The 22,107-nt window shown below is 39.1% G+C and carries 17 protein-coding genes; 11 read left to right on the top strand and 6 right to left on the bottom strand.

Annotated features, from left to right (window positions below; all coding sequences use genetic code 11):
- The first annotated feature begins 44 nt into the window (after window positions 1-44).
- The 7 genes from folE (at window position 45) to MWU78_RS05830 (ending at window position 7,888) form a co-directional block, all read left to right on the top strand.
- Window positions 45-725 carry a GTP cyclohydrolase I FolE gene (folE, locus tag MWU78_RS05800; protein WP_246995854.1) on the top strand — a complete coding sequence of 227 codons (681 nt, stop codon included), beginning with the start codon at window positions 45-47 and terminating at the stop codon, window positions 723-725.
- Window positions 726-740: 15 nt separating this feature from the next.
- Window positions 741-2,222, top strand: coding sequence for a cysteine--tRNA ligase (cysS, locus tag MWU78_RS05805; RefSeq protein WP_246995856.1), 1,482 nt, complete (start codon window positions 741-743; stop codon window positions 2,220-2,222).
- Between the two features lie 170 nt (window positions 2,223-2,392).
- Window positions 2,393-2,614: a membrane protein insertion efficiency factor YidD gene (yidD, locus tag MWU78_RS05810; protein ID WP_246995858.1), complete on the top strand. Its 222-nt coding sequence runs from the start codon at window positions 2,393-2,395 to the stop codon at window positions 2,612-2,614.
- A 180-nt stretch (window positions 2,615-2,794) separates the two neighbouring features.
- Window positions 2,795-3,763 (top strand): prolipoprotein diacylglyceryl transferase, encoded by a 969-nt coding sequence (gene lgt, locus MWU78_RS05815; protein ID WP_246995860.1) that lies wholly within the window; start codon window positions 2,795-2,797, stop codon window positions 3,761-3,763.
- A gap of 46 nt (window positions 3,764-3,809) precedes the next feature.
- Window positions 3,810-4,298, top strand: coding sequence for a DUF192 domain-containing protein (locus MWU78_RS05820; RefSeq protein ID WP_246995862.1), 489 nt, complete (start codon window positions 3,810-3,812; stop codon window positions 4,296-4,298).
- Window positions 4,299-4,388: 90 nt separating this feature from the next.
- Window positions 4,389-6,572: a DUF5916 domain-containing protein gene (locus MWU78_RS05825; protein ID WP_246995864.1), complete on the top strand. Its 2,184-nt coding sequence runs from the start codon at window positions 4,389-4,391 to the stop codon at window positions 6,570-6,572.
- A gap of 68 nt (window positions 6,573-6,640) precedes the next feature.
- The gene (locus tag MWU78_RS05830) at window positions 6,641-7,888 is read left to right on the top strand and encodes an ATP-binding cassette domain-containing protein (RefSeq protein ID WP_246995866.1); all 1,248 of its coding nucleotides are present in this window, start codon (window positions 6,641-6,643) and stop codon (window positions 7,886-7,888) included.
- Between the two features lie 58 nt (window positions 7,889-7,946).
- Here MWU78_RS05830 and secDF read toward each other — a convergent pair whose 3' ends face one another.
- Complete coding sequence (gene secDF, locus MWU78_RS05835) at window positions 7,947-10,913, bottom strand: protein translocase subunit SecDF (RefSeq protein WP_246995868.1); 2,967 nt, start codon at window positions 10,911-10,913, stop codon at window positions 7,947-7,949.
- Window positions 10,914-11,083: 170 nt separating this feature from the next.
- Window positions 11,084-12,010, bottom strand: a complete 927-nt coding sequence (mdh, locus tag MWU78_RS05840; protein ID WP_103440350.1) for a malate dehydrogenase — start codon at window positions 12,008-12,010, stop codon at window positions 11,084-11,086.
- 297 nt (window positions 12,011-12,307) lie between these two features.
- Between mdh and MWU78_RS05845 the strand changes: the two genes are divergently transcribed.
- Complete coding sequence (locus MWU78_RS05845; protein WP_246995870.1) at window positions 12,308-12,676, top strand: hypothetical protein; 369 nt, start codon at window positions 12,308-12,310, stop codon at window positions 12,674-12,676.
- A gap of 23 nt (window positions 12,677-12,699) precedes the next feature.
- Here MWU78_RS05845 and MWU78_RS05850 read toward each other — a convergent pair whose 3' ends face one another.
- The 3 genes from MWU78_RS05850 to asnB form a co-directional block, all read right to left on the bottom strand.
- Window positions 12,700-13,710 carry a DUF6588 family protein gene (locus MWU78_RS05850; protein WP_246995872.1) on the bottom strand — a complete coding sequence of 337 codons (1,011 nt, stop codon included), beginning with the start codon at window positions 13,708-13,710 and terminating at the stop codon, window positions 12,700-12,702.
- 73 nt (window positions 13,711-13,783) lie between these two features.
- Entirely contained in the window at window positions 13,784-15,739 is a 1,956-nt protein-coding gene (gene gyrB / locus MWU78_RS05855) for a DNA topoisomerase (ATP-hydrolyzing) subunit B (protein ID WP_246995874.1), read from the bottom strand.
- Between the two features lie 539 nt (window positions 15,740-16,278).
- Window positions 16,279-17,949, bottom strand: a complete 1,671-nt coding sequence (gene asnB, locus MWU78_RS05860; protein ID WP_246995876.1) for an asparagine synthase B — start codon at window positions 17,947-17,949, stop codon at window positions 16,279-16,281.
- Window positions 17,950-18,190: 241 nt separating this feature from the next.
- Between asnB and MWU78_RS05865 the strand changes: the two genes are divergently transcribed.
- Window positions 18,191-18,730: a DUF2911 domain-containing protein gene (locus MWU78_RS05865; RefSeq protein WP_246995878.1), complete on the top strand. Its 540-nt coding sequence runs from the start codon at window positions 18,191-18,193 to the stop codon at window positions 18,728-18,730.
- Between the two features lie 107 nt (window positions 18,731-18,837).
- On the opposite strand, the gene MWU78_RS05870 is transcribed toward MWU78_RS05865, so the two are convergent.
- Window positions 18,838-19,272, bottom strand: coding sequence for a hypothetical protein (locus tag MWU78_RS05870; protein ID WP_246995880.1), 435 nt, complete (start codon window positions 19,270-19,272; stop codon window positions 18,838-18,840).
- A 188-nt stretch (window positions 19,273-19,460) separates the two neighbouring features.
- On the opposite strand from MWU78_RS05870, the gene MWU78_RS05875 reads away from it, so the two are divergent.
- Window positions 19,461-20,168 (top strand): hypothetical protein, encoded by a 708-nt coding sequence (locus tag MWU78_RS05875; protein WP_246995881.1) that lies wholly within the window; start codon window positions 19,461-19,463, stop codon window positions 20,166-20,168.
- 293 nt (window positions 20,169-20,461) lie between these two features.
- Window positions 20,462-22,099, top strand: a complete 1,638-nt coding sequence (locus MWU78_RS05880) for an ABC-F family ATP-binding cassette domain-containing protein (protein WP_246995883.1) — start codon at window positions 20,462-20,464, stop codon at window positions 22,097-22,099.
- The last annotated feature ends 8 nt before the right edge of the window (window positions 22,100-22,107 follow it).

Below are 22,107 nucleotides of genomic sequence, written 5' to 3' on the forward strand. Positions count from 1 at the left end.
GGCATATAATGTATATCTTTGCTGCCTTAAAAAGCAATATTTTAATGAAAATCGACAACGCATTGGAAAAGCATTTTGAAGAGCTGGGAGACGATCACGTTTCCGCTGCTGAAGACACACCTTTACGTAAGGATGCATTTGTGCTAAGTGATGAAGAAAAAATAGCTCGTATAAGAGGCAGCGTAAACGAAATAATGCTGACTTTGGGCCTCGACCTTGATGACGACAGCCTAAAGGGAACTCCGAATAGGGTAGCCAAAATGTTCGTACAAGAAATTTTTGGAGGACTAAATCCAAAACGACGGCCAAAATCTTCCACCTTCGATAATAAATACAAGTATGGTGAAATGTTAGTTGAAAAAAACATTACACTCTACTCCACCTGTGAACACCATTTACTACCTATAGTTGGCAAAGCCCATGTTGCCTATATTTCCAAAGGCACTGTGGTAGGCTTGTCCAAAATGAACAGGATCGTAGATTTTTACGCCAAAAGACCACAGGTACAAGAGCGACTTACCATTCAGATTGTGCGGGAACTTCAACAGGTTTTGGGCACGGAAGACGTTGCCTGTGTTATAGACGCCAAACATTTATGTGTAAACTCTCGAGGCATACGCGATATTGAAAGTAGTACGGTAACAGCCGAATACGGCGGAAAATTTAAAGACGAGGCCGTAAGACGTGAATTTTTGGACTATATAAACATTGATACTAAATTTTAATCGTCCCGCATAAAAATGCCTTTGTACCGAACTCAAAAATTAAAAGTTTATAATTCCCTTTCAGGAAAAAAGGAAGATTTTGAACCGTTAAACGAGGGACATGTGGGCATGTACGTCTGCGGACCTACCGTTTACAGCAATGTTCACTTGGGTAACTGCCGAACCTTCATGTCTTTCGATATGATTTTCAGGTATTTAAAGCATTTGGGATACAAGGTACGCTACGTCCGGAATATTACAGACGCCGGGCATTTGGAAAACGATGCAGAAGACGGCGAGGATAAGATCGCAAAAAAAGCGCGATTGGAACAATTGGAACCCATGGAAGTAGTACAACAATACACATTGGATTTCCACAACATTCTGCAAAAATTCAATTTTTTACCCCCCAGCATTGAACCAACTGCAACGGGACATATTATTGAGCAAATTGAAATCATAAAAAATATTCTAGAAAAGGGATATGCTTATGAAATCAATGGTTCTGTATATTTCGATGTTGAAAAATTCAATAAAACCAATGAGTATGGCAAACTGAGCGGGCGGAAATTGGAAGATATGATCGCCAATACCCGTGAATTGGCTGCACAGGACGAAAAAAAGAGTCCACAGGATTTTGCTTTATGGAAAAAGGCGGAAGTTCAGCATATTATGCGCTGGCCTTCACCATGGGGAGATGGTTTTCCCGGCTGGCATTTGGAATGCACAGCCATGAGCACAAAATACTTGGGAGAAACTTTTGACATACATGGTGGCGGTATGGATCTTAAATTTCCACATCATGAATGTGAAATTGCCCAAGCTGAAGCTTGTAATGGACATGCTCCAGTAAAATACTGGTTACACGCCAACATGCTGACCTTGAATGGCAAAAAAATGGCCAAATCTACCGGTAACAACATATTGCCCAATGAGATGTTTTCTGGGGAGAATAACATCCTCAGCAAACCATACACACCATCGGCAGTACGCTTTTTTATGATGCAGGCACATTATACCAGTATTTTGGACCTAAGCGACGAAGCCCTGTTGGCATCTGAAAAAGGGTATCAAAAGCTGATGGATGCAATTAGCAACTTGGAAAAACTGTCTACGGCCACATCAACCAGCTTTAATGTGGAGAAATGGAAACAGAAGGGGTACGATGCCATGAACGATGATTTTAACACCCCAATGCTAACTGCCAATTTATTTGAAGCCGTAAAACACATCAATTTAATAAAAGAAGGGAAGGAAACTATAACCGAAAAAGACAAGGAGCTCCTAACAGAGACCATGCACAATTTTGTTTTTGACATATTAGGATTGGAAGATCAAAATAATGCAGAACAAAATTCGGATAAATTGAGCAATGTGGTTGGACTTCTAATTCAGTTGCGGAATGAAGCGCGTGCCAATAAGGATTTTTCCACATCGGACAAAATAAGGGACCAGTTGGCAGAGATGGGCATTCAATTAAATGACGGTAAAGACGGCACAACTTTTAGCCTCTCTTAAATTAAACCGTATCTTTTAAAAAAATGGCATTTACGATACGAGTATAAATCAAATTGATTTTTTTTCTCCCAAGCGAAATAATAACATTTTTTATACGAAAGCGAGGTGTTTGATTCATGCTAAAAATTCTTATTAAATTCTTTTCAGATTTATACCAATTTTTTAAGTAGATGAAAAAAATATTAATTGCCCCATTTATTCTATTGGTGAAATTTTACCAGAATTTTATCTCCCCTCTTACCCCTGCGTCTTGTCGTTATTCCCCCACATGTTCACACTACACCTTAGAAGCATTGCAAAAACATGGTTTGTTCAAAGGAGGATGGCTGTCCCTAAAAAGAATTTTTAGCTGTCACCCATGGGGAGGTAGTGGCTACGACCCTGTTCCATAAATTCCTTTTCCTGGATTTCTGGTTTCTGGATTGAGGTTTCTGGCTTACACATAATTAACGGCATCAACATTGACATAATTATCCAATGGGACTTTAGTAGATTTCTATTTATCATATTTAAACATTTCCGTCCACTTTTATTTCAGTATTTACTTATCTTAGTCCCTTAAAAAATCGTTGATGTACTTTTTAGGCTTTACTTGGAATCCCGCCGATACACTTTTTAAAATTGGGGTAATACAAATAAAATATTACAATCTTCTTTGGATAATTGCCTTCGCACTGGGCTGGTATATTATGAAGAAGATTTTTTTAAAAGAAAAAAAATCCCTGGAGCAGTTAGACTCCCTTTTTATATATACCGTTTTAGCCACCATGTTGGGTGCACGATTAGGTCATGTAATCTTTTATGACTGGCCCTATTACCAGAACCATTTGTTGGAAATTTTACTCCCCATAAGGGAAAGTGCAGATAGCACACTTTTCGGATTTATAAATGGTTACGAGTTTACAGGATTTACCGGCTTGGCAAGTCACGGAGCGGCGATCGGAATTATAATAGGCATGTACCTCTATACCAGAAAATATCCCGAATTTAAGATTCTATGGATTTTGGACCGTATCGTTATACCAGTGTCCATTGGCGCTTTCTGTGTTCGATTGGGGAATTTTTTCAATTCCGAGATCAACGGGAAACCTGTAGAAAAATCTTTCGCCCTTGCCACAAGGTTCGTGCGCGATTCTGACGATATGCCCGCTTACAAGGCTTTGTCCATTACTAAAGAAAAAACCGTGAACGCCGCCTATAACCTTATTGAAAAGGACCCGAGATTCTCGGAGTATTTGGAGGCCATACCCTATAGGCATCCAGCCCAATTATACGAAGGTTTATGTTATATTTTCGTCTTTGCTATTTTGTATTTTCTTTATTGGAAAACAGATAAAAAAGAGAAGCTTGGATATCTTTTTGGCGTATTCCTGGTATTATTGTGGACTGTGCGCTTCTTTGTGGAGTACGTAAAGAAGAGTCAAGGAGGTTTTGAGGAGTCACTTGGGTTATTATCTACCGGACAATGGTTGAGCATACCTTTTATTCTAGTGGGGTTCTATTATATACTAAGACCAAAATCAGGAACCTCAAGGAAGTAAACAGCGTAAAATTAAAGACGTATAAATAACTCGGAGCCTTTGCAAAATGAGAAATAATAAAATCTATCTAGTTTTAGTTGTTATTCTTATTATCCAGCTGTCCTGCAAGGAAGAAACCAAAAAAGCAATAGAAACAGCACCTGTTACCTTCAAAAAAGAAGGTAAGCTTAGCATTCTAAAAAATGAATCGGACTCCCTTATTGTTAATTTGGACATTGAGATAGCGGATACCGACTATGAAAGGGAAACAGGACTAATGTACCGCAGTTCCATGGAACCTGACCAAGGGATGCTATTTGTTTTTGATGATGTATCCATGCATTATTTTTATATGAAAAATACAGAGTTCCCATTAGACCTCATCTTTATTGACGATCAAATGAAGATCGCCAGTTTGCAGAAAAATGCACAACCCCTTAACGAAAATAGTTTATCGTCCAAAGTTCCCGTAAAGTACGTTCTAGAAGTAATTTCCGGAATGTCCGATAAGTGGTCCTTGGAACTTGGGGATTCTATATCCTATGAGAAAGATTAGAGGATGGCTTAAAAAGTAGTTCTTACCCTATGGATTTGATTCTCATAAAATACCTAATTTAGTGAGTTCAACCAACAAAAGACCATTCCATTGCCAGCCACCAAAAGAGTATACTTAACTTTCCTAATCTTTGCCTTAGCCCTACCCAGTGCCGCTCAGAAAAAAAACGAGTCCTTCCGACTTAATATTCGCAAGACTAACGCGCTCATTGAAATAGATGGAATTGGGAACGATTTGGCCTGGCAAAATACTGACGTGGCAACTAACTTTTATATGGTATTGCCCATGGACACTGGAATGGCCAATGAACCATCTGAAATTCGCATGACCTATGACGAAAACAACCTTTACCTTTTAGCTACTTTTTATAATGCCACCAAAGGCTCTTACTATGTAGAATCGCTACGGAGGGATTTTAGTTTTGGAAAAAATGACAACTTTTTGTTGTTTATGGACCCCTTTAACAATCAGACTACTGGCTACTCCTTTGGATCCAACGCTGCAGGGGCCCAATGGGACGGAACTATGTACGGCGGTGGAAGTGTAGATTTAAATTGGGACAGCAAATGGATATCGGCAGTAACAAGTGATGAGGAAAAATGGGTCTTTGAAATGGCTATCCCGTTCAAATCCATTCGGTATGAAGACGGGGTTACGGAATGGGGCATCAATTTTAGCAGATTGGATTTAAAATCGGGAGAAAAATCGAGCTGGACGCCCATCCCACGACAATTTCCCACAGCCTCCCTAGCCTATACCGGTACCTTGGTCTGGGACTCCCCTCCACCCTCCCCAAAAACAAATTTTTCTGTTATTCCTTATGTCTTGGGCAGTATTAGCGAGGACATGGAAAATAACACTGGGACCAAGTATGATAAAAAAATTGGAGGTGATGTTAAATTTAGCCTAAGTACTTCCTTGAATTTAGACCTCACCGTTAATCCAGATTTCTCACAGGTAGAAGTAGATCGACAAGTCACCAATCTAGACCGATTTGAACTTTTTTTTCCCGAAAAAAGACAATTTTTCCTAGAGAACGGAGATCTGTTTGCCAACTTTGGATATGCCACCATACGCCCTTTCTTCTCAAGAAGAATAGGATTGGGGGTTCCTATAAGAGCTGGCGCCAGAGTTAGCGGAAACCTCAATAAAAAATGGCGTTTAGGCCTAATGGATATGCAAACCGCCAGCATAGAGGAAACAGGGCTACCTAGTCAGAATTTTGGCGTACTCTCACTACAAAGAAAAGTATTTGCAAGGTCTAGCATTGGTCTCATGTTTGTAAATAAGGAATCTATTAATTACCCACAGGATACGGATTCCCTAAGAACCGTTTTCCCAAAGTTTAACCGAAATGTGGGCTTGGAATATAATTTGGCTTCCGCCAATAATCAATGGACAGGAAAAGCCTTTTTCCTAAAGTCGTTCGCTCCCAATAAGAACGGAAACGGTATTACGCAAGCGGCACATTTGGAGTATAAAAGTCGTAAATGGAATTGGCGATTACAGGAAGAATCGGTAGAAGATGACTATACTGCCGAGGTTGGTTTTGTGCCACGAAATGGGTATATCAATGTAACCTCTTATGTAGGGCATTTATTCTTCCCAAAGAAGAGCACTATTCTAAGTCATGGCCCCAAATTTAGCACCAGCTATTTTTTCAATGAAAAATTGGAGCGTACAGACAATATTAATCTTTTTGAATATCTGTTGGACTTTCGGGATCGTTCCAAATTAAACCTTGGCGTATCCGATGAATATGTGGAACTACTATCCCCTTTTGACCCCACAAGATCAGGCAAGGTATCCCTGGACATTGGCACCCAACATCATTGGAATGCCTACACTATGGATTTTATTTCAAAACCCCAAAGTATGTTTACCTATTCCTTGGGCGGCCGTTTCGGAGGATATTATTCGGGAGGTAACAGAACCAGTCTTATCAGCGAAGTGGGCTACCGATTTCAACCCTTTGTTAGCTTAAGCACTAATCTAAGTTATAACAACATTAACTTACCTGCGCCATGGAACAATACAGAATTTTGGCTAATTGGTTCAGAGATAGATGTTACCTTTACCAACAAACTATTCTTTGCCACCTTGTTCCAATACAATGAACAGTCCAAGAACTTTAATCTAAATTCCCGTTTTCAATGGCGTTATAAGCCTGCCTCGGACTTATTTTTGGTGTATAGCAACAACTACCTTATAGAACCATTTGAAGGCCGAAATTGGGCCTTGACCTTAAAATTTACATATTGGTTCAACAAATAAACTCGGTAAACCAACAAGACCCTAACCATAAATCATTTTCTTTTAAATTTTACAAAAAGGCATTATACATGAATCGCAAAATACATTGGGCCGTATTTATAAATAACAGTTCCCAAAAAGATAAGTTCATAAAAAATTTATTGGAGGGCCCACTACCGGCAGGATTTGAAGCCCTTAAGAATTTAGAGGGCGCCCTATATTCCAAAACTTCCTTAAATGAGTTTATGGACGAAGAGGAAAGGCATGGCATCAAGATAATTAATCAAAATGCAAAGCAGAGCCTAAAGTCCATGTCCAGCGGAGAACAAAAAAAGGCGCTATTACAATATATATTTCATTTAAAGCCAGATTTTATTGTTTTGGACAATCCCTTCGACAATTTGGACAAAAACTCCCAAAAGGACTTAAAAGCCTCCCTCGATCTTATTTCCAATAGCACATTTATCGTCCAACTCATAAGCAGAAGAGCCGACCTACTACCTTTTATAACCCATAGGCTGATTTTGGACAATTCCACCATAATATCTATTTCCAATGGTTTATCTGAAGATAAAAAAGGCACTCCATCACCAAATTCTTCATTTTCTGGTAGAATACCAATGCCTATTACACCTACGGATTATGAAGAGTCCGTTTTAATAGACTGCAGGGACATCAGTGTAGCCTATGGGAATAAACATATACTGAACAATATTAATTGGACGATAAGAAAGGGAGAATTCTGGCAACTTATAGGTAAAAATGGAAGTGGGAAATCAACCTTATTATCAATGATCACCGGCGATAACCATAAAGGATACGGACAGGAACTATACCTTTTTGGCCAACAAAAGGGAACTGGGGAAAGTGTTTGGGACATAAAGAAAAGAATTGGGTATTACACCCCCTCCATGACCGACAAGTTTTCGGGTCTGCATTCCGCCCTCAACATGGTCATCTCGGGGATGAACGATTCCGTTGGACTCTATTTATTGGCCACGGAAAACCAAAGAGCTCTTGCCAAAGAATGGTTGCTTATTTTGGATATGTGGCACCTAAGGGACGTTTATTTCGCCGACCTATCAACGGGCCAACAACGTATGATTATGACGGCAAGAGCCATGATAAAACATCCGCCATTACTAATTTTGGATGAACCTACTGCAGGTCTGGATGATGAAAGCGCCATGCTTTTTATATCCCTTGTCAATAAAATTGCCAGGGAAAGCAAAACTGCCATTGTTTTTGTATCCCATAGGAAAGAACCAGGATTGAAACCCCAATATATCTACGAGTTAAAAATGTCCCACGAAGGTTCCATTGGAAAAATGATATAAAAAAAGGCCGCTGAACAGCGGCCTTTTTTTTTTTAATATAGTCGATGGTCAGAGAGACTTATTTATCCTCTTCGCCAGTTTGGGTTTTTCTTTTCAATGTATCGTACATTACTGGAGTAGCAATGAACAAAGATGAATAAGTACCCACAATGACACCAATAATCATCGCGAACATAAATCCTCTTAAGGATTCACCTCCAAAAATAAATATCGACAACAATACCACTAAGGTAGTCATGGAGGTATTTAAGGTTCTACTTAAGGTACTGTTCAAGGCCAAGTTGGTGTTTTCACCTGCTTTCCATCCTTTCTCGGCTATAATCTCCCTAATACGGTCGAATACTACCACGGTATCATTCAAGGAATAACCAATAACAGTTAATATTGCAGCGATAAAGGCCTGATCGATCTCCATATTAAAAGGCATTAGCTTACCAAAAATGGAGAACACACCCAATACGATCAATATATCATGGAATACAGCTGCTACAGCACCTAATGAGAACTGCCATTTACGGAACCTAAAAAGAATATAAAGGAATACTACAGCCAAAGAACCAATAATGGCCAGGAAGGCATTCTTTTTAATATCATCCGCTATGGTTGGACCCACTTTAACGGATTGAAGGATACCTAAGGCTTTATCACCACTACCGATAGTAAAATCTTCAAAACTGGTACCATCCGGTAGGTATTTTTGTAGGGAAGTATAAAGTTTATTCTGAATTTCATTATCCACTTCTATTCCTTCAACATCCACTTTATAAGGAGTGGTAATTTTTATTTGATTGGCCTCTCCATATGTCTTAACATTGGTACCACTACCGAAAACGGCATTTAGCTCAGAAGCAATCTCGGATGGATTAACCATTTTCTCAAATCTTACTGTATAAGAACGACCTCCAACAAAATCCACGCCTTGCTGTAAACCTTGGGTAAATAATGAAAATAGACCTATTGCCACCAAAATTGAAGAAACTATGTAAGCAATCTTTCTCTTGGACAAGAAATCGATACTGATATTCTTGAACAGGTTTTTGGTCATTGCCGTGGAGAAATCCAATTTTCTTCCTTTTCCGCTAACATACCAATCAACCAAAAGTCTGGTAATAAATATAGCCGTAAACAATGAGGTAACAATACCTATTAATAAAGTAGTGGCAAAACCTTTAATAGGCCCTGAACCAAAAACAAATAATATAAGCGCCGTTAAACCAGTGGTTATGTTGGCATCCAATATGGAAGACAATGCATTTCCAAAACCATCTGCAATAGCCTGACTCTGTCCTTTACCTTTTGCCAACTCCTCCTTAATACGTTCAAAGATAAGTACGTTAGCATCCACGGACATACCTATGGTCAATACGATACCGGCAATTCCTGGAAGGGTCAATACCGCATTTAGGCTAACCAATACTCCAAAAATCAACAAGATGTTCAGAAGCAGGGCCATATCTGCAAAAATTCCTGCTTTACCGTAGTAAAAAACCATCCATACCAATACGATGGCCATGGCGATCATAAAGGAAAAGAATCCACTGCTGATGGCTTCCTGTCCTAAGGAAGGTCCTACAATTTCAGATTGAATAATTTCGGCAGAGGCAGGTAATTTACCAGCTCTTAAAACGTTGGCAATATCCTTGGTCTCATTAATGGTAAAAGTTCCCGTAATCTCTGAGCGACCACCAGAAATAGGTCCTGAAGAAACTCCAGGAGCGGTATATACCTTATTATCCAAAACAATGGCTATACCGGTCTGATTATTAAAAGCATCACCGGTTAATTTCTCCCATTCCTTTGCCCCTTTGGTATTCATGGTCATTGAAACCGCAGGTTTGTTATATTGATCAAAAGTATCCGAAGCATCGGAAACAACATCTCCACTGATTCTTGGAGTATTATCCCTGTTTGATTTCAAGGCATATAATTCAACTACTTCCGAACCTTCAGTAGGACGTTCCCAAACAAATTTAACGAACTGTATATCTGCCGGAATTAAACGACGGATTTCTTTCATTCTAAGGTACTCCCCTATTTTAGCCGTATCCTGAATAGCTGCACTAACCAAAGCATTTCCGTTAGGATTCGCAGGTATCAACAAACTAAACAAAGGATTAACGTCTTGGGAAAAATCCAATGAATCTTGGGCAACATCGGACAACAAGGAATCCAATTCCGATTCCGGTTTTACTGCCGCTTCAGGTTTCTCTACCTCCACCAACGTCTTTAATCTTTCATTCGCCGCCTGTAAAAAAGTGCTTAAACTAGGATTACTTTGCTTATAAGTTTCCCAAAATTCCAATTGAGCCGTACTGGACAACAAATCCTGCGCACGTCCAATATCCCTTGCACCTGGCAATTCCACCAAAATACGGCCAGAATTTCCTTCACGCTGAATATTGGGTTGAGTAACACCAAAACCATCTATACGCTCACGAAGTACTTCGAAAGCAGAAACAATGGACTCATCAATCTTAGTTCTAATGATTGGTTTTACCTGGTCGTCGGTCATTTGAAAATTAATGACATCACTAAGACCTTTATTCGCAAAAATATCAGGGGAAGCTAATTTGGTATCTCCTTTTAACTTGTCGAAAGATTCAAAAAACAAATCTATATAGGTAGCATCACTACTTTTAGAAGCGTTATCGGCATCTGCCAAGGCTTTGTTGAAAACCGGATTCTTTGTATTGTTGGCAAGACCTTTTAAAATGTCCTTAATAGATATTTGAAGGGTAACATTAATACCTCCCTTTAAATCCAGACCTTTATTTAGCTCCTTTTTCTTGGCTTCGTCATAGCTGGTAAATCCTAAAATTGAATTACTTCCTATGGAGTCTAAATATTGTGCTTCCAGCGCCTCCCTTTTCTCAAGGTAATCTTCTTCAGATTCTGAAATTTTGTTCGTAGCAAAGACAGTTGCATCCTTTTCTACTTTATTGGTGATAAAAGTGTAGGATAGCTGATAAATACTAACTAGCCCAAACAAAAAAGCGAAAAGCTTTATAAGTCCTTTATTTTGCATTGGTTATTTTATTTTAAAATGGTATTCTTAAATAGCGTGCAAATATATTATTTCCCATAGGAACTAACAATATATTTATCAGTTTTATAAAATGAGGGCATCCGCCCCGTTCCGATGTTACTCGGAAACCTATGGGACGGATGCCCTAAATATTTGTCAACCCCAATGAATTAAAGGGCCAATAAGCTATTTGTCTTTCTTACACCTTCTGCACTTTCTTTCATTTTTGCTTTTTCAGCATCGGCCAAATCTATTTTTACAATTTTTTCGATACCATTTTTACCCAAAAGTACCGGAACACCTATACAAATATCATTTAAACCGTACTCACCTTCCAGGAAGGCAGAACATGGGAACATCTTCTTTTGATCGCAAGCAATAGCCTGTACCATAGAAGAAACAGCTGCACCCGGCGCATACCAAGCACTTGTACCCAATAATTTGGTAAGGGTAGCACCTCCTACTTTGGTATCCTCAGAAACTTGGGCCAATCGATCTTCCGACAAAAATTCTGATACCTTAATACTATTTCTTGTGGCATGGGCCGTAAGGGGTACCATTCCAGTATCACTATGCCCGCCAATTACCATTCCATCTACATCAGAAATAGGAGCCTCCAATGCCTCGGCCAATCTGTATTTAAACCTTGCACTATCCAAAGCACCACCCATTCCTATTATCCTATTCTTTGGTAAATCGGTAGTTTTGTGCACCAAATAGGTCATGGTATCCATTGGATTACTAACTACAATCAGAATTACATTTGGAGAATGTTCAATTAAATTTGAAGATACCGTTTTTACAATACCTGCGTTTATTCCGATCAACTCCTCGCGGGTCATTCCAGGCTTACGAGGAATACCTGATGTAATAATAGCCACGTCGCTTCCTGCGGTTTTGCTATAATCATTTGTGACTCCTGTTATTTTGGTATCAAAACCATTCAATGAAGCTGTTTGCATTAAATCCATGGCCTTACCTTCAGCAAAACCTTCCTTAATATCCAACACAACTACTTCTGATGCAAAATTCTTTATAGCAATGTACTCTGCACAACTTGCGCCAACAGCACCTGCCCCAACAACGGTAACTTTCATTATAAGGTTATTTTAAGTTAAATTTTATGCCCAAAAATACTGATTTTTAACAGAACAATACCACCATATCCATAGAAACCACCTAAATTTTATTGGAAGGTAGATTTTATCATTTTTCAGTAGTGTTTACAAAATTGGATGGCCAAATGCGGCCTTTACCAATTTATACTGAACGTAATAAAATGACCTTTTATCGAAAAAAGTTAAAATACCGTTCCATACATCGAATTTATACAATAGACAGCTAAGAGTCCACGTTCACTATTAAGTACCAAATCTTAAGAAAAATCCTACAAAATGAAAAAAGTATTTTCATTCTTTGCAATAATTGGCATCCTACTTGCCAGTAATTGCACTAGAATTACAGAGAACAATGACCCGGTCATTGGGATATGGTCCCATCTCTCGGCAGATGGTGGCACCACCCAAAAACAGACCCTTAGACAGGAGTGGATTTTTAACGATGCCTATTTAGGCAGATACCACACCTATCAGAACAAAAAGTTAACTATTATTTCTGATTTTAAATGGGTTCGGAAAGACAGCCTATACTTTATTTCCTACCCTGGTTTGGAAAAAGAAGAGGATGTAGTACTTATGACAGAATCTGAAATCGGAGTAATACTGGCCGACAATGACGGCAACGTTTTAGCCATTAGGGAATAAAAAACAAAGGGTAAATTTTGGATTTATCTAAATCCAAAATTTACTCCTATTGTAAGGTTATTGAATTCGGCCAATGAATAATCTGCATGTAGCCTGAAGAATCCAAGTTTTAACTTGGCACCCAAAGTTCCCGAGACTCCACTTGCCTTTCTGGTCAAAGAAAAAGGATCCACATAGGTTTCTTGAAAAGGACCCGATTGCACTCTGTATGTCCCTAAAACATCTGTTGTAGATTTACCGGAGACATATCCAATGCCCCCATAAAAATTAATCACAGGAAGTTTAGTCGAGGCAATTGCCTGAAATGTTAAAACATTCATATCTATATCTATCTTCTGGTCACTCCCGTCCACAATACTACTATTGGTAAAATCGTAAGTAGCATTCAATTGCGTATAACCAATCACCCCAGAAAGTGCAACTGGCAATATTTTATCGGCAGGCAACAATTTAGAAAAGTCGTATTGTAGGCCTACCCCATATAATCCAACAGCAACATCATCCGTATCTATTTTAGGCAAAAATCTCGCCTTCACTTCCAACCCTTTTATCAAACCTACACTGACCTGCAAAAAGGCCGTAGGTATAAAATTAATATTTTCAGAAGCCAGTCCCGTCGGCAATTCAAATTCTTCCCTTGTTGTAAGAGGACCAACCTCTCCTTCCACAAAGACACGTATGCCCTCCAAATCCCCTAAAGCGGTTGAAACTGGCTTTGAGCTACTACCATCCACGAACTGAAGATTCTCATAGTCGGCCGTATTTAATACGAAAGACTTTTTATCCTCCTTATTCTTAAACGACGTCATATTCCCGATTATTGAAATCTCAAAACCTCCTAAAGGTTTTGAATCAGCAGAATTGTACCAACCGTTGGCAAGGCTATAGATCGCACCTTCAGACACAGGTCCAAAATAACTATCGCTAAATTTTTCCGCATCATCAATCCCTGCAGCAAATAATTCATTCACATTGGATTGTGAATATCCGATTGCACTTAAAAACAAGATACCTGTTAAAATTAAATACTTCATGACTAATAGATTTTGGTTAAAACTAAAAAACTCGCACCAGTGGTGCGAGTTTTTGTTGTGTAAACACTATTTTTTATGCATCAATGTTCGCATAGACGGCATTTTTCTCAATAAACTCCCTTCGTGGAGGTACCTCGTCACCCATCAACATAGAGAATACGCGATCTGTCTCGGTAGCATTGTCAATGGTAATCTGTCTTAAGGTCCTGAATTCCGGATTCATTGTAGTATCCCACAATTGTTCCGCATTCATCTCCCCAAGACCCTTATAACGCTGAATACCTACGCTTCCATTAAAACTCTCGGCAATTTCATCACGTTCCTTATCGGTCCATGCGTACCTTTTCTTAGTTCCTTTCTTTACCAAATAAAGCGGTGGCGTTGCTATATAAACATGCCCGCCTTCAATCAATTCGCGCATATATCTAAAGAAAAAGGTGAGTATCAAGGTTTCAATATGACTTCCATCCACATCCGCATCACACATAATCACTACTTTGTGATAGCGCAACTTATCCAGGTTCAAGGCCTTACTATCATCCTCGGTACCGATAGTAACTCCAAGTGCTGTATAAATATTCTTGATCTCTTCATTTTCGAATACTCGGTGTGGCATGGCCTTTTCAACGTTCAGAATCTTACCTCTAAGCGGCAGAATGGCCTGAAAAGCCCTATCCCTTCCCTGCTTAGCGGTACCTCCCGCAGAATCTCCCTCGACAAGAAACACTTCACACAAGCTAGGATCTTGTTCTGAACAATCCGATAGTTTACCAGGTAATCCTCCAATGCTCATCACGGTTTTTCGTTGAACCATTTCACGTGCCTTGGTTGCTGCATGACGGGCTTGAGCCGCCAAAATTACCTTTTGGACAATAACCTTGGCATCATCGGGATTTTCCTCCAAATAATTGGTCAACATTTCGGAAACCGCCTGACTTACAGCTGCAGAAACCTCCCTGTTACCTAATTTAGTCTTCGTCTGACCTTCAAATTGTGGTTCGGCAACCTTAACAGAAACTATCGCGGTTAGTCCTTCCCTAAAATCGTCACCTTGAATTTCAAATTTTAATTTGTCGAGCATTCCAGATGCGTCGGCATATTTTTTTAAGGTACTTGTAAGACCCCTACGGAAACCGGACAAATGCGTACCCCCTTCATGGGTATTGATATTGTTTACATAGGAATGCAAATTTTCGGTATAGCTGGTATTGTAGGTCATGGCTACTTCCACAGGAATATCGTTCTTTTCTCCTTCCATGGCGATAACATTGCGAATCAATTGCTCGCGATTGCCATCCAAAAAGCGGACAAATTCTTTTAGTCCCTCATCGGAATAGAAGGTTTCCGAAAGAAACTCCCCTTTCTCATCCTTTACACGTCTATCCGTCAAGGAAATGGTCACCCCTTTGTTCAAAAATGAAAGCTCGCGCATTCTGTTCGCCAAGGTCTCATAACTGAATTCTATGGTTTGGGTGAAGATGGTATCGTCAGGATGAAAGGTAACCTCGGTTCCACGATCATCTGAAACACCTATGCTTTTTACCGGGTATAACGATTTCCCTCTTTCGTACTCCTGTTCCCAAATTTTTCCATCCCTATAAACAGTGGCCTTTAAATGGTTGGATAGCGCATTCACTACCGAAACACCAACACCGTGGAGTCCACCGGAAACCTTGTAGGAATCCTTATCGAATTTACCACCTGCTCCAATTTTGGTCATTACCACCTCTAAAGCGGAAATGCCTTCTTTTTTATGTAAATCTACTGGAATACCCCTTCCGTTATCCTTGGTCGTAACCGAATTATCCTCATTAATGGTAATATGAATAGCATTACAATGGCCTCCCATAGCTTCATCAATGGAATTATCGACCACTTCGTAAACCAAGTGATGCAACCCTCGCACACCAATATCCCCAATATACATGGATGGGCGCATGCGCACATGTTCCATTCCTTCCAGTGCCTGGATACTATCTGCAGAATAATTGTTCTTTTTTTGCTCGTCTTTATTTGCTTCTTCGCTCATAAATAAATACTTATTTCATTATAATTTTAGCAATCCTACAAATATAGGCAATACCCTATGAAATATGGGGTTGATGGACAATATTAGTCACTAAGTTATCAACAAAAATTGTGGAAAAATACCAATCGATATATATGTTGCACAGGAGTGCTCTTCATGCCATTGACGATTCGGCCAGAACAAGGTTAAACACTTTAATAAACTATGAAACTATTGGCATAAAATTAAAATATCAAGCCTAAAAATAAGCTTGTAATCAGGTCAGCTCAAGTAGTTTGTTTAAACCTAATATCTATACCCTTATTCCCCTACACTAAACATAATTGCCATCTGTTCAATGTTGCCGTGGAACTACAATCAGGCTTAAGTTACTCAACATTACTAACCTCTAGCAATTAACAACAACACAATACCCCAAATACCTACCTAGATACCTTAGGATCCCCCTAAACAAAAGAGACACCCCCAAAGGATGCCTCTTGCGTACTAAATAAACTAAAACTTTATTCATCGAATTCTCGCCACCTAACCCCGTAGGATTATTTTACGTAAGCATCCGAGTGAACCTTTGAAACAGCCCTACCAGAGGGGTCGTTCATGTTCTTAAAGGCCTCATCCCATTCCAGGGCAATTCTAGTACTACAGGCAACCGATGGCTCCTGTGGCACGCAAAGTGCCGCTGCATCTGAAGGGAAATGTTCCTCAAAAATTGAGCGATAATAAAATTCTTCTTTAGATGTAGGTGTCTGTAAAGGAAATCTATATTTGGCATTTGCCAATTGATCATCCGTAACCTCGTTCTTAACCACCTCTTTTAAGGTATCTATCCAGCTATAACCAACTCCATCCGAAAATTGTTCCTTTTGCCTCCATGCAACACTTTCTGGCAACATATCCTCAAATGCCTTTCGCACTACCCATTTCTCCATACGTTCACCGTTGATCATCTTATCCTGCGGATTGATCCTCATAGCCACGTCCATAAATTCCTTATCCAAAAATGGCACTCGCCCTTCTATACCCCAAGCTGCCAAAGATTTATTGGCCCTTAGACAATCGTACATATGCAGCTTGTCCAATTTACGGACAGTTTCCTCATGGAATTCCTTAGCATTTGGCGCTTTATGGAAGTACAAATAGCCCCCAAATAATTCGTCAGCTCCTTCTCCTGATAAAACCATTTTAATACCCATGGATTTTATCACTCTGGCCATTAGATACATTGGCGTGGATGCCCTAATTGTTGTTATATCATAGGTTTCCAGGTTATAAACTACATCTTTTATGGCATCCAATCCTTCTTGAATTGTAAATTTTATCTCGTGGTGCACCGTACCAATATGTTCGGCCACCTTTTGTGCCGCTGCCAAATCAGGTGATCCTTCCAATCCTACCGAAAAGGAATGCAATTGTGGCCACCAAGCATCGGTAGTATCGTCCGATTCAATTCTTTTCTGAGCGTATTTCTTTGCAATGGCAGACGTTACCGAAGAATCCAATCCCCCTGAAAGCAGTACACCATAGGGAACATCGGACATTAATTGTCTGTGGACAGCAGCTTCCAAGGCTTCTTTAATGGCCTTAATACTGGTTTCATTATCCTTTACTGCATCATATTCCATCCAATCACGGGAATACCATCTTTTAAATTCCCCATCCTTACTATGTAAGTAATGGCCTGGAGGAAATAACTGTATTTTGGTACAAGTTCCTTCCAACGCTTTTAATTCGGAAGCCACATAAAAAGTACCATTAACATCCCAACCTATATACAGGGGAATGATTCCCATATGATCTCTAGCGATAAAGTACTCATCTTTTTCAGCATCATAGATAGCAAAGCCGAAGATACCATTCATTTCATCCAAGAAGTCGACTCCTTTTTTTTGGTACAAGGCCAAAATCACTTCACAATCCGACTGTGTCTGAAAATTATAGGTTCCGGCAAATTGCTTGCGCAACTCCCTATGGTTATAAATTTCACCATTTGCCGCAAGCACTAATTTTTTATCCTCACTAAATAATGGTTGTTTCCCTGAAGCAGGGTCCACAATGGACAAACGTTCATGCGCCAAAATAGCTTTATCATTAGCATATATTCCACTCCAATCAGGTCCCCTATGTCTAATTTTCTTAGACATCTCCAATAATTGAGGCCTTAATGCCTCTGTACTCTCCTTTACATCAAATGCACATACAATTCCACACATATAATAATATTTATGTCAATTTTAAAGCAAATATCAACTTTATATATACATAATAAAATATAAAATGCAATATTAATTATAAATTGAAATCATAAAGTCAATTATAATAACAATATATTACAATAATTAGGATTTCACTTACAGCAACGCACTATTTTGTAAGTTGTCCAAAAATTACCGACTTTTAATTCAGAATAAAAGGAATACTACTTAAATTTGACAATCTCTAAAAATGAAAAAAATGAAAAACTTATTTACTATTGCGCTTATGGTTGTTGCTTTGACCTTTAGCTTTGAAGCAACAGCACAGAAATTCAGTGGATTGGACAAGAGTCCAGCAGACATTGCCTCTTACCCTACTGATTATAAAGTTTCACAAAAATTAGTTCGAATTACTTATAGTCGCCCGCAATTAAAAGGACGATCAATATCCGAACTTGCCCCGGCCGGAAAAGTATGGAGAACTGGAGCCAATGAAGCCCCGGAAATTATATTTTATAAGGATGCTACTGTGGGTGGAAAACCTGTTGCCGCCGGTACATATTCTCTATTCACTATCCCGGGAGATAAGGAATGGACAGTAATTTTGAACAAAAACTTAAATCAATGGGGCGCTTATTCCTATCAAGAAGGTGATGACGTAGTACGGGTTCCTGCCAGTGTTAGCACTGCATCCGAATCATTGGATGCTTTTTCTATTGCATACAAGGATGTAGACAATGGCACCCATATGGTATTTGGATGGGGAAACACCAGGGTTTCCTTACCTATTACTTTTTAAAAGAATCCAGGTTTACAAATAAAAAAAACCGAAGTTCAGCACTTCGGTTTTTTTTATTATCAAGCGCGCCAATAAAGGCCTTCAATACTAGTCTTTAATAGCAGATCTTATTCCGGATCCAATCGCCTCTCTCCGCTCAACTCAAAAATGCCGTCTTCAGAGCTGGCTTTTCCACTTATTTTATCACCTTCTACAGTAATACTAACAGAGACCAATTGCCCCTCAAGATTAAGGGAAAATGTCAATGTATTATCTTTCACCTTAACGTCATCAGCCTTGCTCTCAACACCTTGTAAGGCGACCAAAACCCTTAATGAACCTTCTTTTTTAGAAATAAACAAAATCCCCTTGGCATACGCATAAGGAACATTTTCGGCTGAATATTTCCAATTACCAATAAAATTTTCCTCACCAAAAGGAGTGGAATCATTATCAACCCCAATATTCAATTGATTTGCATTCGCATTAGCCATGGCAGAAAGACTAATTAGCATGGTACATACCAAAAAACCAATCCTGATAAATCCTTTATAATTTCCCATCTATCTATTTTTTTTATAACTATAACTATTATGACATCTAAATCTACAATTAATTCTCTTTCGATGAAATTCCAACGACAATTGTAATACTGATTCCATTTGGGCATACATCAATATAAGAACTCCTATTGGCCATTTTTTATTGTTTAAATTGCCACCAAAAATAATAATACATTTCTGCGGAAACCATGAGTGACAATTATCTCCCCAGCGAACTTCCCTCCCAAGTCCAACTTATACAGAAAGAGATAGATGCCCTGCGACTTGAAGTTAATGAAATTATACAAAAAACCTCAGCCTTCGAAAACATTCTTCGTTCAAAAATTGAAGATGAATTGATTCAGGAACAAGAACTTTCCCAATTATACAAACTACAGAAAAAAGCAAAGAAGGAAAAAAGGCATCTCCAGAAAAAACTTGGTAAAAACTTTCAGGAACCTACGGGCATCCAAACCACGAAAAGTACAATGTTGCCCGAAAAAAATACAAATGAACAACTACAGAAAAAGCACTTATATCGTGAGGCCATGTTACATGTGCATCCCGACAAGTTTTCAATGCAAAAAGACAAATTGGACCTGGCTACCGAAATAACTGCTAAACTCATAGAAATCTATCAATCCGGAGATTTGGCATCCCTTAAAGCGTATCACGCACATATTTTTAATGGAAACACTTCATTACAGCCTTTGGGCACCATACAAACCAAGGGTTCAGGTCTTGATTATATACTAATGGAACTTAAAAAAGTACAAGAAGAGTTATCGCTGGCCAAAAACAGGCACACATACAAAGTATTGACGGAATACGAAAATCCAATGACCTTTCTGGATGAATTAAAATCGTACTATAAAGACAGACTTAGCAAACTTAAGAAGCGGACTAGAACTAAATAATTATTCAGAATCAAATGCTTACTGCTTAGGTGTATTTAATTTTTGGCCAAAAACCCAATGTCTATTTATGCTCAGCCGATTATCGCAAAGTGGCGCCGTTCCACTAATCAACTAAATAATACACTTTAGACTTCTTGTTCATTAAAAAAGGAATAACATTGGGGTTTCCATGGTACAGCAAAGGTTTAAAATTATCCAACCCCCAAGCCTTAAAATAACAATGCTTCCGAGTCACTAATTAAATGTCCTTGGTATCCCGCTTTTTTATAGTTTTGCAAACTTAAAAATGAAATATGATTTCTGTAGATGCAATAGCGGTAGAGTTCAGTGGCGACACCTTGTTCAGTGATGTTTCCTTCGTTATCAACGAAAACGATAAGATTGCCTTGATGGGGAAGAATGGGGCAGGAAAATCTACCATGATGAAGATTATTGCCGGGGAGCAAAAAGCAACCCGTGGACATATTCGTTTTCCAAAGGATGCAGTAATAGCATATTTGCCCCAGCATCTACTAACGGATGACAACTGTACCGTTTTCGAGGAAGCTTCCAAGGCTTTTAAGGAAATCTTTAGTATGCGCGATGAAATGGACCGTCTGAACAAGGAATTGGAAACCCGAACAGATTATGAATCGAACGCCTATATGTCCATCATTGAAAAAGTTTCGGATTTGGGGGAAAAATTCTACTCCTTGGAAGAAATCAACTATGAGGCAGAAGTTGAAAAGGCACTAAGGGGACTAGGATTTAAACGGGAAGACTTTCATCGCCTTACCAGCGAATTTAGTGGCGGTTGGCGTATGAGGATAGAGCTTGCAAAAATATTATTGCAAAAGCCCGACTTAATACTTTTGGATGAGCCCACCAACCACGTGGATATTGAATCTGTAATATGGCTGGAGGATTTCTTATTGAATAAGGCCAAGGCAGTTGTGGTAATCTCGCATGACAAGACCTTTATAGACAATATCACCAATAGAACCATAGAGGTAACCATGGGCCGTATCTATGACTACAAGGCTAACTACAGCCATTACCTGCAATTGAGGGAAGACCGACGAAGTCATCAAATAAAAGCCTATCAGGAGCAGCAAAAATTTATAGCGGACAACCAAGCATTCATTGACCGATTTAAAGGCACCTATTCCAAGACCAATCAGGTAACGTCTAGAGAAAGGATGTTGGAGAAATTACAGATCATAGAAATTGATGAAATAGATACAACAGCACTAAAGTTAAGGTTCCCTCCTTCCATACGCTCGGGTGACTACCCCGTTACCGCAGAAGGACTTTCCAAAAGTTATGGCGACCATGTTGTATTTAAAGATGCCAATCTCTCCATTTCCCGTGGCGAAAAGGTTTCTTTTGTGGGCAGGAACGGTGAAGGAAAATCTACCATGATCAAAGCCATTTTGGGTGAAATTGAGGTAGAAGGTGTATGTAGTTTGGGACACAATGTAAAAGTTGGTTATTTTGCGCAAAACCAGGCCTCCTTGTTAGACCCTGAACTAACTATCTTCCAAACCGTAGATGAAGTGGCAGAAGGAGACGTACGTACACAGATCAAAAATATTTTAGGTCGATTTATGTTTGGTGGAGATGACCTGGAAAAAAAGGTAAGTGTACTTTCCGGCGGAGAAAAAACCCGATTGGCAATGGTAAAATTACTTTTGGAACCCGTTAATCTTTTGATCTTGGATGAGCCCACAAATCATTTAGATCTAAAATCCAAAGACGTACTTAAGGAAGCACTTCTCACTTTTGACGGCACATTAATATTGGTCTCCCACGACCGGGATTTCCTACAAGGACTTTCCCAAAAAGTCTTCGAATTTAAGGACAAACGGGTCATAGAACATTTCGAGACCATTGATGCTTTCTTGGTGCGTAACCGAATTGAGAGTCTAAAGGAAATAGATTTAAAGGCATAAATGTCCAA

Origin of the sequence: Arenibacter sp. F26102 (assembly GCF_023015865.1) — a bacterium.
In the GTDB taxonomy this organism is placed as follows: Bacteria; Bacteroidota; Bacteroidia; order Flavobacteriales; family Flavobacteriaceae; genus Arenibacter.